Here is a 14,199-nt window from a genome sequence, read left to right on the forward strand (position 1 = left end):
CGGCGCGTCGACCGTCCGACCTAGGCTGCCTGCCATGCCGACCGATCGCGCCGCGCTCGTCGCGGGCAGCATCCGTCTCGCCTCCGGCGTCTCGTTCCTCGTCGATCCGCTGCGTGCCAACCGGCTGTGGGGCGAGCCGAACGACCCGGGTCCCTCGGCGCGTCTGCTGCTGCGGTCCATGGGATACCGCGACGCCCTCATCGGCGGCCTGCTGGTCGCGGCGGGGCTGCGCGGCGGCGACACCCGCGGGTGGTTCCTCGCCTCGGGCGGCGCCGACGCCGCCGACCTGCTCGGCGGGATGAGCGTGCACGACGATCTGACCCGCGGGCAGCGGGTGATCGGCCTGGGTGGGGCCGTCGTCGGGATCGGCGTCGGACTCTGGGGCGCCCTGCGCCGGCCCGCTCCCGAGGGGTAGCGACTACCGTCGAGGCATGCGCGTTTCGATCATCGGTGTGGGCGTCGTCGTGGCGCTGTTCGGTCTGCTGTTCACCCTGCAGGGATTCGGCGTGGTCGGGGGCAGCCCGATGAGCAACACCACGACGTGGTCGGTGCTCGGACCGGTGATCCTGCTGGTGGGTGTCGCCGTGGCGGTGGCCGGGTCCCGCATCCGCCGATAGCGAATACGGCTGTCAGCCTTCGGCTTTGACGTCCATGTCGGCGGCGAACTGCGCGACGTGGACCATGGCGTGGTCGAGGCGCTCCATGACCACCTCCGGTCCGAGAGGCACGCCGTCACGGTCCTCGACGAGATCGCGGCACGCACTGACCAGCGTCGTGGAGAACAGCGCCACCGCCAGGTCGAGTTCCCGGTTGTCGGCTGCGACGCCCATCTTGCGCGCGAGCAGTTCGATGGCCGCGGTGTTGCGGTAGTCGATCGCCGCCTGACGCAGTACGTCCGACGAGTTGACGACCCGCAAGATCAGCGCGACGCGCTCGGTGGTCAGGCCGGCCAGCGGACGCCTGACCACGCGCATCAGGACCGACATGTGGGCCGCCCGCAGGGCCTCCATGGGGCTGAGGTCGGACTCCTGGGCCTCCAGCTCGGCTACGACTTCGGCGGCGAGGTCGTCGAGCACCGCGATGAACACCGCGTCCTTGGTGGCGAAGTACCGGCTGAAGGTGCGGGTGGAGATCTCGGCGGTGGCGGCGATCTGTTCCACGGTCGTGCTCTCGTAGCCCTGCTTGAGGCAAAGATCAACTGCCGCATCGACGAGCATGCGGCGCGTGTTCTGCTTCTTCCGCTCGCGCAGGCTCGGACGGACCTCTTCTGACCTGTCGCTCACGGCACCGATCGTACCCGGCATCGCACCGGCTTCCGCATTCGTGAACGATCCGTCACCGATCGCGCATCGGTTAGCTCAGCAAACCTTCGTCGATCAGCCAGTCGCGGGCGACGAGCGCCGGATCGTCGCCGTCGCTGTCCACCTTGGCGTTGAGCGACAGCATGACCTCGTTGGTGATCCTCGGGTTCAGCTGGCCGAAGATCTCGGCGAGTTCGGGATGCGCCGTCAGCAGGTCGCCGTTGATCACCTCGGTGAGGTTGTACAGCGGGAAGAATTGGCGGTCGTCCTCCAGCACCCGCAGGCCGAGCGCCGGGATGCGACCGTCGGTGGTGAACACCTCGCCGAAGTTGCAGTCGCCGTTGGCGGTCGCCGTGTAGATGACGCCGGTGTCGAGGTTCGTCACCGGGCCCAGGTCCGCACGGGTCAGGTCGTAGGTGGCCAGCATGGGGACGAAACCGTCGTTGCGGCTGGCGAACTCGCTCTCCACGCAGAACGAGAGGTCCTGCTTCGGGAGGCGCTCGAGATCGGACAGCTTCGTCACGCCGAGACGTTGACCCTCGGACTCGCGGATCGCGAAGGCGTACGTGTTGTTCATCGGGGCGGGCGGAAGCCAGGTGAGGTTGTTGGCGCGGTCGGCGTCGTTGACGGCCTGCCACTGCTCGCGCGCACCCTTGATCGGCTGTTCGTTGCCGAGGTAGTTGATCCAGCCGGTGCCCGTGTACTCGGGCGAGACGCTCGCCCGGCCGGTCAGCATCGCCTGCCGGACGCCGAAGCTGCCGGGCGTGTTCGTCAGGTTGGTGACGTCCGCGCCCGCGGCCGCCAGCACGATCGACACCATGTTGCCCAGGATCAGCTGCTCGGTGAAGTCCTTGGCGATGACGGTGATCTCGACGCCGTCGAGCGACGAGTAGTGGCCGATGCTGCCGGGTCGCGCCTCGAGCACCGCGCCGCTGGCGGAGCGCAGGCCGCAGCCCGAGACCGCGGCGGATGCCACGACGACTCCGGCGATCAGAGCGGTGAAGCGGCGCATCGTCTTTCGGCTCACGCGATCACAGCCCCTTCGGCGAGGCGACCATCTCGACCACCCGCGCCAGCCAGTCGATGGCCAGTGCGAGGGCGGCGACGAGGATGGCGCCGACGATCAGCGTCGTGCTCTGCTGCAGTTTGATGCCGGTGGTGATCAGCTGGCCGAGGCCGCCCGCACCGGTGAACGAGGCCAGTGCGGCCGTGCCGACGATCAGGACCAGCGCCGTGCGGACGCCGGCGATGATCACCGGCAGGGCGAGCGGCAGTTCGACGCGTCGCAGCGTCGAGAACGACGACATCCCCATGCCGCGGGCCGCCTCGACGAGCCGGCGGTCGACGCCGTTCAGGCCGACCACGGTGTTCGCGATGATGGGCAGCGCCCCATAGATGGTGAGTGCGGCGATCGCGCCGATCTTGCCGATGCCGAACAGCACGGCGCCCAGCGCGATGAGCCCGATGGCCGGGGCCGCCTGGCCGAAGCCGGCGACGGTGATGATCGGCTTGGCGAAGCGGCGCATCGGCCCGCGGGTGAGCACGATGCCCAGCGGGATCGCGATGAGGCAGGTGAGCACCGTGGCCGCCAGGCTGACCTGCATGTGCTCGCCCAGCAGTGTCAGCAGTGACGGGATGGCCAGCGAGCGCTTCTCGGACTCCGAGACGTCGGCGGCGTTGACGTACAGCAGCGCGGCGACGACGGCGGCGACGCACAGCGTGGGCTGCAGGAACCACCGCAGCCGACCGGGCGTGGCGCCGGGCGCTCCGGGTGCGTCGACGATGACGACGTCGGGCAGTGCCGCGGTCACGAGCCGTCCCGTGCCGGGGCGCCCCGGAGGTCTGCCATCGCGTCCATGATCGTCTCGACGCGGATGACTCCCTGGTAGGCGTTGCGCCGGCCGGTCACGACGACGACGCCGTGCGACGACGTGAGCATCGAGTCCAGTGCGTCGTTGAGCGTCGACGCGAGGCTGACCACTTCGACGCCCTCGTCGCGGGTCACCGCGGTCAGCGCGTCCGGTGCCCGCAACTCGTCGAGCGACAGCCAGCGCTGCGGGCGGTCCTGCTCGTCGAGCACGATGACGTGCTGCCTGCCGATCGCCTCCGCGGCGCGGACGGCCTCGGCGGCGTCGCCACCGACGTGGGCCACCGCGGCCTCGTTGAGTTCGACGTCGCGGACCCGGGTCAGCGTCAGCTGCTTGAGCGCCGCACCGTGCCCCACGAACCCGCGCACGAAGTCGTTGGCCGGGTTGGCGAGGATCTCCTCGGGGGTGTCGTACTGGACGATCTTCGAGCCCTTGTCGAGGATCGCGATCTTGTCGCCCAGCTTCACCGCCTCGTCGAAGTCGTGGGTCACGAACACGATGGTCTTGCGGAGTTCCTCCTGCAGCCGCAGGAGCTCGTCCTGCAGTCGCTGCCGCGTGATGGGGTCGACGGCGCCGAACGGCTCGTCCATCAGCAGCACCGGCGGATCGGCGGCCAACGCACGCGCCACGCCCACGCGCTGCTGCTGCCCGCCGGACAGTTCGCGCGGGTAGCGGTCCCGATACTGCGCGGGGTCGAGGTTGACCAGGTCGAGGAGTTCGTCGATCCGGGCGGCGATGCGCTTCTTGTCCCACTTGAGCAGCCGCGGCACGATCGCGATGTTGTCCCCGACGGTCAGGTGCGGGAACAGGCCGGCGCCCTGGATGACGTACCCGATGTGCCTGCGCAGTTCGTCGGGATTGCGCTTCGTCACGTCGTCGTCGCCGATGAGGATGCGCCCGCTGGTGGGCTCGATGAGCCGGTTGATCATCTTCATCGTCGTGGTCTTGCCGCAGCCTGACGGGCCGACCAGCATCACGATGTCACCGGCGGCGATCTCCAGGGTGACGTCGTCGACCGCGGGGTCGTCCTGAGGGCCGTACCGCTTGGTGACGCCGTCGAGCAGGATCCGGGCCCCGCCCGTACCGGCGTCGCTCGTCTCGGAGTCGGACGCGACGGTCGCTGAATCAGACAAGGATCCCCCTCGGGGTGGTGAGCCGGGTGACGGCGTTCAGGATGGTGTCGAGGACGACGGCGAGGATGAGGATGCCGACGGTGCCCGCGACGATCGAGTTGGTGGCGTTGGCGCCGCCGGTGCGGGAGATGCCGGAGAAGATGTAGCCGCCGAGCCCGGGGCCGAGGGCGTAGGCCGCGATCGCGGCGATGCCCATCAGCATCTGCGCGGAGATCCGCACGCCGGTCATGATGACCGGCCAGGCGAGGGGGATCTCGAGGCGGACCAGGGTGGTCAGGCGGCTCATGCCCATGCCGCGGGCCGATTCCACCAGGGTGCGGTCCACGCCGGTCAGTCCGACGACGACGTTGCGGAGGATGGGCAGGAACCCGAAGAACACCAGCATGACGACCGACGGCAGGACGCCGATGCCGACGATGCCCACGAGGACGCCGAGCAGCGCGTACGAGGGGATGGTCAGGCCGACCGAGGTCAGGGCGTTGCCGAAGGCGAGTCCCCAGCGGGACCGGTAGATCAGTACCCCGATCAGCACGGCCGCGAGCGTCGCCAGGAGGAGCGTCTGGACGACGAGGCTCATGTGCTGATAGGCCAGGAACGACAGCACCGACCATCGGTCCCGGATGAAGTCGATGAAGCTCATGGACTACTGACTCCTCCTGCGCCTCGTTGCGTCGCCCGGATTACCCGGAGCGACCCGAGTGTAAACCCCTCGGTTTGCCGGGCACGGCGAAATAGACGCCCGAGTAACCGGTTTCGGGGCCTTACGCGCAGGACCGCGTCGCCTGCTCCGTCGCGCGGATCGGTGCGCGGCGCGCGGACAATGGATCTCGGGGTTGAGGGTCGTGCCGTGGGGCGGCGCCTACCGGTTGGCGGGCTGCGAGTGCCGGCGTGCGAGACGAATCACGTTGCTGGGGCGGCGGTGTCGAGGAGTAGTTCAGATCGCGGTGGGCGGCGCAGGTGGCGGGGGCACGAGATCGGGTGCCGGCGCCGGCACGGCCTCGGGTGGCACCGGCGGGAGTTCCACGCCGGGAGGCGGCGGTGCCAGGGCCGGATCGGGGGCGGGCACGCCGGCGGGCGGCGGGGGCGGCGCGAACGGGTCGAGCGGTGGCGGGGGCGCGTCGACCGGGGGGTCGAGCGCCTCGACGGGCAGGTACATGTGCTTGGTGAACTGCGCCTGGTAGGCACCGCCACCGCCCACGCGGACGCCTCCGCCGCTCTCGCCGCTGGACACCGGCGTGCCGTCGGGCAGCGTGACGGCCGTGTGGCCGCCGTTCCAGCCGATCACCAGGGCGCCGGGCTCCGAGCCGTACCTGAAGCCGCGGGCGAGCAGTGCCGACTCCTGGTTTCCGGTGTTGAACCTGTCGCCGTAGACGGGCCGTCCGGTGGCGGCGTTGGCCACCCACGATGCGAGACCCGAGCAGTCCGTGCCGGCGGGGGAGTCGCCACCCGAGACGTACGGCGTCCCCGAGACCTGATTGACGAGCGTCATCAACGCTGCGGTCGCTAAACCAATCATGCGGCCGGACGCTAGCAACGACCTTTGCGGCACACCAAAATCTGTGGCTGCGGTCACGTTTGACGGCTTTCAGTGCCCTGGGCGACAGATTCTGCTGGCCGCGTTGCGGTTTCGCCGTCCGACTCGGCGACGGATCCGGCTCCCGGTGCCGTACCCAGCTTTTCGACGACCGCGTCGATATCGCGGCGAAAACCGCTGTTCACGGCGATGTTAGATGGGTTACCGGTCGACGTGCCACGGCGGCCGGGGTCTTCGTCGCGTCCGGTACTCGAAGGCGTTGCCCGTTCTGCACTTCCGGGCGAGTGGCGCGCGTGGTGAATCGATCCAGACGGGTCGACGGTCAGGACGTCAGCGGTGTACGCCGGAGCCACCGTCGACGTGGATGGTCTGCGCAGTGATGTAATCCGCGTCGTCGCTGACCAGGAACGCCACGACGGCACCGACGTCCTCGACCGTCCTCCCGACACGGCGCAGCGGCACGGATCGAACGGCCCGCTCGAAGTCCTTCGGCGCCAACGTTTCCCACAGTTGAACGCCTTCGGAGTTCGCGAACGGACAGACCACGTTGACCCGTACGTTGTCGCGGCCCCACTCCAGGGCGGCCGCCTTCGACATGCCGCGCACCGCCTCCTTGGCGGCGGCGTAGGCGGCGAACTTCGACTGGCCACCCGTGCCCGAGGCCGAGCCCAGGTTGACGATCGCTCCACCGCCGGCCGCCGCCATCACCGGGTGGACGGCCTGCATCAGGAAGAAGGTGGCGCGGGGAGCGGTGTCGAACACCAGGTCGTAATCCTCGGCGGTGATGTCGACGAGCGGCTTGGGCTCGTTCGTGGCGACCGCGTTGTTGACGAGCGCGTCCACCCGTCCGAACCTGCTCGTCGCAGCCTCGACCACGAGGGCCGGCGTGGCCGGATCCCGGAGGTCCGCCACCAACCACTCCATGGTCGCGCCCGCGGCGGCGAACCCCTCGGCCGTGGCGGCGAGTCCGTCCGCGTCCCGGTCCATGCCGAGCACCGACGCACCCCGGGTCACCAGTGCCTGGGCGATGCCGCGGCCGACACCGCGGGCGGCGCCCGTGACGATGACGGCCTTGCCGGCCAGGGACGAGGAATGCGAGTACTCCGTCATCGACACGAGGCTATCCAACGCACGGATACATTCGGGTGGTGACGCGCAGACGATGGACGAGCAGCAGCGATCACGTGGTCGCCGAGGTCGTGCCCGCCGCGCCGAACGTGGTGCGCGACTTCTACGTCGACCTCGACGAGGTCGCCGAACTCCATCCCCTCGTGGTGTCCGTGCGGACGACGCATCGGCGGGAGACCGCCGACGGCTACGAACGCACATACCGCGTGCGCGACCGAATCCCGTTCGGTCCGTTGCGGTTGCCGATCGTCTACGACGCGGTGGTGACCGTTCCGCGGGATGGCGACGTGCGCACCGAGGCTCGGCAGTTCCCCGCGGTCCGCCTGTACGGCACGGTGTCGTTCGTCGCGGTCGCCGGTGGCACCCGACTCGTGGAGCGGTTGCGGATCCACGCCCCCAGACCGCTGTCGGGCATCACCGCCCGCCGGGCCGTCGCGGCGCACGCGGAGCTGTTCGCGGGCATCCGCGGGCACTTCGGGTAGCCCACGGAGCTACCCGGCCGCCGCGCCCGCCTCCGTCGCGACGCCCTTGGCCCAGCGGTAGTCGGCCTTCCCCGCCGGCGATCGCACGATGGTCTCCGCCCGGACGAACGCCTTGGGGATCTTGTAGCGCGCGATCGCGGTACGGCAGACCTCGGCGAGCTCGTCGTCGGTGGCGGACGCGCCGTCCGCGAACTGGACGACGGCGACGACCTCGCTGCCCCACCGCTCCGAGGGCCGGCCCACCACGACGACGTCGTAGACGGCGGGGTGTGCGGCCACCGCGCGTTCCACCTCTTCGACGAAGATCTTCTCGCCGCCGGAGTTGATGGTCACCGAGTCGCGGCCGAGCAGTTCGATCCGGCCGTCGTCGAGGACGTTGGCCCGGTCACCCGGCACCGACCAGCGGACGCCGTCGACGGTGGGGAAGGTGCGCGCGGTCTTTTCGGCGTCGCCCAGGTAGCCCAGCGGGATGAGATCGCGGCGGGCCAGCCAGCCCGGCCCCTCGCCCGGCTGCAACACCCGATCGAGGTCTGCCGAGACGACCGCGGTGTCGAACTGTGGGGTGAACGTGGCGGGCGCGGACTCCGACCCCGCGGCGTTGAACGTGCTCATCTGCGCGCCGGACTCCGAGGCGCCGACCGCGTCCATGACCATGACGTGGGGGAGTGCGGCGAGGATGCGGGCACGCACCGTCGGCGACATGGGTGCGCCGCCGTTGGAGATGGTGAGGAGGCCGGACAGGTCGTAGTCGCCGCGCTCGATCTCGTCGACCAGTGGCCGGGCGATCGCGTCGCCGACCACGGGGATGGACAGCACTCCCTCCCGCTCCGCCAACCGCAGCACCGCCGAGGGGCGCATCCGTTCGACGTCGTCGGGGATGACCACCCGGCCGCCCATCGTGACCATGTTGAACGTGGCCCACTGGGCCGCCCCGTGCATGAGCGGCGGGATCATCAGCAGCGACATCGCGCCCGGCGAGGCGCTCGCCTTGACGGCGAGTTCGTCGTAGGACCGCAGCGGCTGATCGCTGCCCCAGGGCCGGCCGCCCATCGACGACAGGAAGATGTCGTGCTGGCGCCACAGCACGCCCTTCGGCATGCCGGTGGTGCCGCCGGTGTAGAGCACGTAGAGGTCGTCGCCGGTGGGCGCAGGCAGGCCGCCGTCCGGGGCGGGCGTCGCGATGATCGACTCGAAGTCGACGGCCCCGGGCAGCAGGTCGTTGCCCGAGTCGTCGGCCACCTGGATCAGGACCGACAGGTTGGGCAGCCGGTCGCGGATGGCCGCCACGCGCGGCGCGAACTCCGACGGGTACACCAGCGCCCGCGCGTTCGAGTCGGTGAGCAGGTAGAGCAGTTCCTCCTCGACGTAGCGGTAGCTCACGTTGAAGGGGGCGACGCGGGCGCGGAAGCTCCCGATCATGGCCTCGAGGTACTCGTTGCCGTTGCGCAGGTAGATGCCGAGGTGGTCCTGGCCCGACTCGTGACCGGCGAGGCCGTCGCGCTCGGTGTGGGCACCGAGCCCGAGCGAGGCCAGGTAGTTGGCGAACCCGGTGATGCGTCCGTCGATCTCGGCGTACGTCATCCGGCGGTCCCGCCAGACGAGGAACGTCTCGTCGGGGATGGCCCGGGCGACCGAGCCGAACACGTCGGACAGGTTGAAGGTCACGTCACCGTTCACGAGCACGACCATACATCCCGGCGGTCACCGTATGGTCGAGGTTGGGCGGGGTCAGCCCGGGAAGAATCCGGCGCCCGTCAGCGTGCCCGGCTGCCACCCCTTCGCGCCGAGGCACACCATGGGCCGGCCGTCCGGCGCCTGCGCCGCGGACTTGGGTCCGGGGCACGGCGCACCGATGTCCTGCTGGCCGTGCAACGGGTAGGACGCGACCCAGAAGCCCGTGTAGACGGGCGGCCACTGGTTCGGGATGTAGTGGCACACCATCGGCTGACCGCCGCGGCCGCGGCCGAACGTGAACAGCTGATAGTTGTCGCAGGGGCCGCTGAGCGGAGCGCCGTAGACCGTGCCCGGCGGGTCGGACGGGTAGCGGCCCGGATCGTCCGGGAACATCGGTCCCGGATCCGCGGAGGCGGTGGGGGCCAGCGTGACGGCCGCAGCCAGGGCTGCTGCGGCAACGGTCAACTCGCGAAACATGTGGTGCCTCCTCGACGTCGTGGCAAAGCCTAACGGGTGGGCGGCGCCGGTCGAGGAGTATCGGGTTGTTTCGCGCGCGTCACTCGTTGGCGTCGAGGACGCTCACCGCGATGCCGTAGGGCAGGAAGCGCACCTTGCGCGTCGGATCGGTGTTGTTCTTGTTGGCGCGCAACGCTTCCAACTCGTCGGGATAGACCTCTTCGATGTGCGCGCCGCCCTCGCCGTCCATCGTGTAGATGGCCCAGACGCCGTCGCCCTTGTCGCCCGTGGTCTCCGGTTGGGGCTTCGGCCGCGACGTCCGGGTGAAGTCGTCGAGCAGCGTCGCCCAGTTCGCGCCGCGCCCGATCTTGTCCATCGCGTCGCGCAGGCCCTCGCCGGCCTCGCGGATGGCCCGGTCGAAGTCCTCCGGGTTGATGCCGAACGGTCCGTTCTGGCTCATCGCCGTCCTCCTCGTACTGATCGTCCAGCCGACGTGGACGTTTCTCCCAGTGTGCGCGTCGGCGGCGAACTTCGCCACGACCGACCTGCGGCGCACCACCACGAGGGACGATGAGCCCGTGTCCGATCACACCGCGGCCGACCTGCTCGCCGCCGTCGAACGCTCGCCCGCGGCGGCCGGGGCGCACGACCGGTCCGGCTGGGTGGGACTGTTCGCGCCCGACGGCAGCGTCGAGGACCCCGTCGGGTCCAGACCTCACCGCGGGCACGTCGAGATCGGCCGCTTCTACGACACCTTCATCGGGCCCCGCGACATCGTCTTCCACCGCGACCTCGACGTGGTCGCCGGACCGACCGTCGTCCGTGCCCTCGACCTCGAGGTCACCATGGCGGCGGCGCTCACCATGACCATCCCGGCCTACCTCCGCTACGACCTGGTGGGCTCCGACCTCGCGATCGGCCGCCTCCGGGCGCACTGGGAGCTGCCGGCGATGGTGGCCCGGTTCGCACGCGGTGGACTCGCGGCGGTGCCGGCCGGTGCGGCGCTCGCCGTCGGCCTGCTGCGCAACCAGGGTGTCGGCGGTGCCGCGGGCTTCGCGTCGGGCTTTCGCGGCGTCGGCGCCCGGGGCGCCCGCGCGGTGACCGACCTGCTCGACGACGCGTGCGCCGGAGACGAGGTGGCGGTGCGGCGCCGACTCTGCGACGCGGCGTCCGTCACGCTGGGCGACGACACCCGGATCGGCAGCTCCGGACTGGTGGAACGCCTCGCCGGAGGTCGATGGTCGCGACCGATCGCGGCGGGGAACTGCGTCGCGGTGACCGTGGACTCCGACGGCCGCCGGGCAATCCTCGTCGCCGACGTCACCGGGCGGCCCGCGACGATCGGGAGCATCCGGCTGTTCACGCAGACGGCGTGACGTTTCCGGCGGGTTGGGTTGACTGGCCACGCGGACGTGAGAACGTAGCAGGACCATGCCTGACCACCAGTATCTGACCTACGAGGAATTCGGCCGCAAGTTCTTCGAGGTCGCCGTGTCCGAGCAGCGCGTCGGCGATGCGATCGCCGCCATCGCCGGTGACGAGTTCCAGATGGGCCCGATCGCCCAGGGTCCCGGCAAGATCGCCAAGGTCACCGCCCGGGTCAAGATCCAGACGCCCCAGGTCACCCGGCACGTCGGGGAGCTGATCACGTTCGCGATCCGGATCCCGCTCGAGATCGACATGGTGGTCGACCTGCGCATCGACAAGCCCCGGTTCATGGTGTTCGGCGAGATCGCGCTGCGCGCCGAAGCCCTGGCCGCCGAGCCGCTGCTGCTGATCCTCGACGTGCACAAGCCGCGCGCCGCCGACATCGCCATCCACGTGACGTCGAAGTCGTTGCGCGCCGAGGTGGTCCGCATCGTCGGCGGGGTGGACGCCGAGATCAAGCGCTTCATCGCCGCGCACGTGTCCGGGGAGATCGACAGCCCCGAGTCGCACCGGGCCAAGGTCATCGACGTCTCCGAGCAACTCGACGAGACGTGGACCGGCGTCTGATTGGGCGGTCCGCCCCGAACGCCCGTACGCTCACCTCGTGTCTCGCCGAATCTCGTCTGCCCGTCTGGCCGTCGCCGCCACCAGCATCGCCGCCGCCGCCGTCCTGGCCGCCGCACCCGCGCACGCCGATCCGATGGACGACGCGTTCCTCGACGCGCTGGGCAGTGCCGGTGTCGCGATGACGGAGACCAACCCGGGCGACGCCGTCGCACTCGGCCAGTCGGTCTGCCCGATGCTGTCGCAGCCCGGTCAGACCGCCGCCGACGCGGCCTCGCAGGTCGCCAACGCCGCGGGCATGTCGATGGGTCCCGCCACCATGTTCACCGGCCTCGCCATCTCGATGTTCTGCCCCGGCGCCGTCGCCGCGATTGGCAACGGCCAGAACCCGATCCCGTTCGGCCTACTCGGCGGCTTCTGACCGTTCGGCGCGCGCCGCCAGGTCCCGCACGCCGGCCAGCTCGGGCCGCTTCGGTCCCTTGCCGTCGCTGCCGGACCTGCCGCGGGCATGCCGCCACACCCACGGCATCAACAGGTTCCGCCCCCACATGGCCTGCGAGACCATCCGCGAGCCCAGGCCCGGCATCACCACGTCCGGCCGCATCACGGCCCACCCGTGATCACTGCCGGGCAGCTCCAGTGACTCGGCGGCCGCGGCCGCGAACAGGGCGTGCCCCCGCGGTGACCCGTGCACGCGGTCGGCGCTCCAGGTGTCGGTGTCGACCATCGACGGCGCCCCGTACAGGTCGACCAGGCGGAAGCCGTGCTCGCGGGCCGCGCTGCGGATGGCGGCGTTGATCGACTTCACGCGGTCGGCGATCAACCGGCCGACCGGGAGGATGCGGGCCAGATCGGGGAACGTCGTCGTCACCACCGTCGCCCCGGACCCGGCGACTTCCCGGTGCAGCAGGTCGAGGTCGGCCAGGGCACGCTCGAACGTCCGCCCGGGTCGGGTGACGTCGTTCATCCCGATGCACGTCGTGATCAGGTCCGGTTGCATCGCCAGCGCCGCGGGCAGCTGCTCGTCGATGACGTCGCGAATCCGCTTGGCGCGCACCGCGAGATTGGCGTACAGCAGCCCCGGGTGCAGTGTGTCGAGGTGGACGGCGAGTCGATCCGCGAAGCCGAGCAATCCCGTCGCGTCGCTCCCGTCCCACAGGCCCTCGGTCTGACTGTCGCCGAGCGCCACGTACCGGGTGTAGGCGCGGGGGGTCTGCGTCACGCCGAAACTCTAGCGAGCCGCGCTCACCGCTCCCGGGCGGGCCAGATGAGCGTGAGCGGACGGCCGACCGCACTCAGCTGGGCGACGAGGTCGTCCAGCCGGGTCCGCGGGACGTCGGCCTGCCACCGCGGCAGGACCCCGCTGATGCGGACCGTGCCGGGCAGCACCTCGACCGCCGAGATCGTCGTGCCGCCGGGCAGTTCCGGCAGCTGGATCGGATAACCGGGGGTGCGGGCGGGCAGCGACCAGCGGCGGCGCCGGACGACCGCGCGGGGCAGCAGCCACAGGGTCGTGCCGTCCAGCCGCGTCTCGACCTCCACCCGGCCTGCGGTCGCGCCGCGGGCGAACCCGACCGTCGCGATCCCGTCGTCGTCGACCCGTCCGGACCATCGCGGCGCGGCCCACCGGAACAGGTCGGTCAGGGCGGGCGCGGGGACGTCCACCGTCACCTCGACCGGCTCGGCGACCAGGACCGGGGGCATCGTGGTGCGAAGGCGCACGTCGCGCAGCACGGCGGTCGCCCGGTCGACGTGGTGTCCCTGCCACCGGACGTCGCGGGCGGTCAGCCGGACGTCGCCCAGCCGGCCCGCGGCGATGCTGCGCAACCCGGGGCGGGACATCAGCTCGGTGACGGTCAGCGTCAGGTCGCCGTCGGCCGTGCGCACCGTCAGCCGCCTGCCGATGATCAGCCGGCGCACGGTGGCGAAGACGCCGAGATGCGCAGCGGCGACACCGGTGTGGGCCAGCAGGTCGAGCGCCCGGAGTGACTCCCGGCGGCGGGACGGTCCCGGACTCGTCACCCCTCCAGCATCCGGTATCTGGAGGGGAGTGCCAAGCCGCGCAGGTGAGGGCGATACTGACCACGCCGAGCCTGCTGTGAGATCGTGTCGGACGCCGAAACCTCGGTCCCACCGCAGTTTCGGCGCAACGGGAAGGAACGGGTGGACGTGCCCAAGCTGAGTGCGGGACTGCTGCTGTACCGGATCGCCGACGGCGGGGTCGAGGTGCTGCTCGGCCACCCCGGCGGACCGTTCTGGGCGCGCAAGGACGACGGCGCGTGGTCGATCCCGAAGGGCGAGTACGACCCCGACGAGGACCCGTGGACGGCGGCCCGGCGGGAGTTCCGCGAGGAGATCGGCTTCGACGCCCCGGACGGGCCGCGCATCGACCTGCCGCCCGTCAGGCAGCCCGGCGGCAAGGTGGTGACGGCATTCGCGGTGCGCGGCGACCTCGACGTCACCGACAGCGTCAGCAACACGTTCGAGCTGGAGTGGCCGAAGGGTTCGGGGCGCATCCGCGAGTACCCCGAGATCGACCGCGTCGCATGGCTTTCCGCCGACGCGGCCCGAGTCAAGCTGCTCAAGGGCCAGCTGCCGGTGCTCGACGGGCTGCTCGAGCGGCTCTGAGGC

Annotated in this window: 19 protein-coding genes; 7 read left to right on the forward strand and 12 right to left on the reverse strand. The window is 70.8% G+C overall.

Annotated elements, in window-relative coordinates; all coding sequences use genetic code 11:
• The first annotated feature begins 34 nt into the window (after positions 1-34).
• Entirely contained in the window at positions 35-415 is a 381-nt protein-coding gene (locus tag AC1MEY_RS09175) for a DUF4267 domain-containing protein (protein ID WP_480230339.1), read from the forward strand.
• Positions 416-431: 16 nt separating this feature from the next.
• Entirely contained in the window at positions 432-617 is a 186-nt protein-coding gene (locus tag AC1MEY_RS09180) for a hypothetical protein (protein ID WP_480230340.1), read from the forward strand.
• Positions 618-629: 12 nt separating this feature from the next.
• Here AC1MEY_RS09180 and AC1MEY_RS09185 read toward each other — a convergent pair whose 3' ends face one another.
• From AC1MEY_RS09185 to AC1MEY_RS09215, 7 genes are all read right to left on the reverse strand, one after another.
• Entirely contained in the window at positions 630-1,283 is a 654-nt protein-coding gene (locus AC1MEY_RS09185) for a TetR/AcrR family transcriptional regulator (RefSeq protein WP_480230341.1), read from the reverse strand.
• Positions 1,284-1,353: 70 nt separating this feature from the next.
• The gene (locus AC1MEY_RS09190; RefSeq protein WP_480231386.1) at positions 1,354-2,313 is read right to left on the reverse strand and encodes a glycine betaine ABC transporter substrate-binding protein; all 960 of its coding nucleotides are present in this window, start codon (positions 2,311-2,313) and stop codon (positions 1,354-1,356) included.
• 19 nt (positions 2,314-2,332) lie between these two features.
• A complete protein-coding gene (locus AC1MEY_RS09195) occupies positions 2,333-3,100 on the reverse strand; it encodes an ABC transporter permease (protein WP_480231387.1) in 768 nt (255 codons plus the stop codon).
• A gap of 8 nt (positions 3,101-3,108) precedes the next feature.
• Positions 3,109-4,302: an ABC transporter ATP-binding protein gene (locus tag AC1MEY_RS09200; protein ID WP_480230342.1), complete on the reverse strand. Its 1,194-nt coding sequence runs from the start codon at positions 4,300-4,302 to the stop codon at positions 3,109-3,111.
• Positions 4,295-4,942 carry an ABC transporter permease gene (locus AC1MEY_RS09205; RefSeq protein WP_480230343.1) on the reverse strand — a complete coding sequence of 216 codons (648 nt, stop codon included), beginning with the start codon at positions 4,940-4,942 and terminating at the stop codon, positions 4,295-4,297. Before AC1MEY_RS09205 ends, AC1MEY_RS09200 begins: the two co-directional genes overlap by 8 nt.
• A 294-nt stretch (positions 4,943-5,236) precedes the next feature.
• Positions 5,237-5,818 carry a peptidoglycan endopeptidase gene (locus AC1MEY_RS09210; RefSeq protein ID WP_480230344.1) on the reverse strand — a complete coding sequence of 194 codons (582 nt, stop codon included), beginning with the start codon at positions 5,816-5,818 and terminating at the stop codon, positions 5,237-5,239.
• 348 nt (positions 5,819-6,166) lie between these two features.
• A complete protein-coding gene (locus tag AC1MEY_RS09215; protein ID WP_480230345.1) occupies positions 6,167-6,946 on the reverse strand; it encodes an SDR family NAD(P)-dependent oxidoreductase in 780 nt (259 codons plus the stop codon).
• 38 nt (positions 6,947-6,984) lie between these two features.
• On the opposite strand from AC1MEY_RS09215, the gene AC1MEY_RS09220 reads away from it, so the two are divergent.
• Positions 6,985-7,446: an SRPBCC family protein gene (locus AC1MEY_RS09220; protein ID WP_480230346.1), complete on the forward strand. Its 462-nt coding sequence runs from the start codon at positions 6,985-6,987 to the stop codon at positions 7,444-7,446.
• A gap of 9 nt (positions 7,447-7,455) precedes the next feature.
• Here AC1MEY_RS09220 and AC1MEY_RS09225 read toward each other — a convergent pair whose 3' ends face one another.
• The 3 genes from AC1MEY_RS09225 to AC1MEY_RS09235 form a co-directional block, all read right to left on the reverse strand.
• The gene (locus AC1MEY_RS09225; RefSeq protein ID WP_480230347.1) at positions 7,456-9,135 is read right to left on the reverse strand and encodes an acyl-CoA synthetase; all 1,680 of its coding nucleotides are present in this window, start codon (positions 9,133-9,135) and stop codon (positions 7,456-7,458) included.
• A 39-nt stretch (positions 9,136-9,174) separates the two neighbouring features.
• The gene (locus AC1MEY_RS09230; protein WP_480230348.1) at positions 9,175-9,597 is read right to left on the reverse strand and encodes a hypothetical protein; all 423 of its coding nucleotides are present in this window, start codon (positions 9,595-9,597) and stop codon (positions 9,175-9,177) included.
• 79 nt (positions 9,598-9,676) lie between these two features.
• Entirely contained in the window at positions 9,677-10,036 is a 360-nt protein-coding gene (locus AC1MEY_RS09235; protein WP_480230349.1) for a hypothetical protein, read from the reverse strand.
• A 118-nt stretch (positions 10,037-10,154) separates the two neighbouring features.
• On the opposite strand from AC1MEY_RS09235, the gene AC1MEY_RS09240 reads away from it, so the two are divergent.
• The 3 genes from AC1MEY_RS09240 to AC1MEY_RS09250 are packed head-to-tail and all read left to right on the forward strand — an operon-like array spanning position 10,155 to position 11,989.
• The gene (locus tag AC1MEY_RS09240; protein WP_480230350.1) at positions 10,155-10,952 is read left to right on the forward strand and encodes a nuclear transport factor 2 family protein; all 798 of its coding nucleotides are present in this window, start codon (positions 10,155-10,157) and stop codon (positions 10,950-10,952) included.
• A gap of 55 nt (positions 10,953-11,007) precedes the next feature.
• Positions 11,008-11,571 (forward strand): hypothetical protein, encoded by a 564-nt coding sequence (locus AC1MEY_RS09245; protein WP_480230351.1) that lies wholly within the window; start codon positions 11,008-11,010, stop codon positions 11,569-11,571.
• A gap of 37 nt (positions 11,572-11,608) precedes the next feature.
• Positions 11,609-11,989, forward strand: coding sequence for a DUF732 domain-containing protein (locus AC1MEY_RS09250; protein WP_480230352.1), 381 nt, complete (start codon positions 11,609-11,611; stop codon positions 11,987-11,989).
• Here AC1MEY_RS09250 and AC1MEY_RS09255 read toward each other — a convergent pair.
• Positions 11,972-12,790 carry an SGNH/GDSL hydrolase family protein gene (locus AC1MEY_RS09255; RefSeq protein WP_480230353.1) on the reverse strand — a complete coding sequence of 273 codons (819 nt, stop codon included), beginning with the start codon at positions 12,788-12,790 and terminating at the stop codon, positions 11,972-11,974. The two genes, AC1MEY_RS09250 and AC1MEY_RS09255, sit on opposite strands and share 18 nt — an antisense overlap.
• Before the next feature lie 23 nt (positions 12,791-12,813).
• A complete protein-coding gene (locus tag AC1MEY_RS09260) occupies positions 12,814-13,590 on the reverse strand; it encodes a hypothetical protein (RefSeq protein ID WP_480230354.1) in 777 nt (258 codons plus the stop codon).
• 147 nt (positions 13,591-13,737) lie between these two features.
• On the opposite strand from AC1MEY_RS09260, the gene AC1MEY_RS09265 reads away from it, so the two are divergent.
• The gene (locus tag AC1MEY_RS09265; RefSeq protein ID WP_480230355.1) at positions 13,738-14,196 is read left to right on the forward strand and encodes an NUDIX hydrolase; all 459 of its coding nucleotides are present in this window, start codon (positions 13,738-13,740) and stop codon (positions 14,194-14,196) included.
• Positions 14,197-14,199 lie beyond the last annotated feature (3 nt).

The sequence above is a fragment of the Mycobacterium sp. PTI7 genome, from assembly GCF_056679845.1.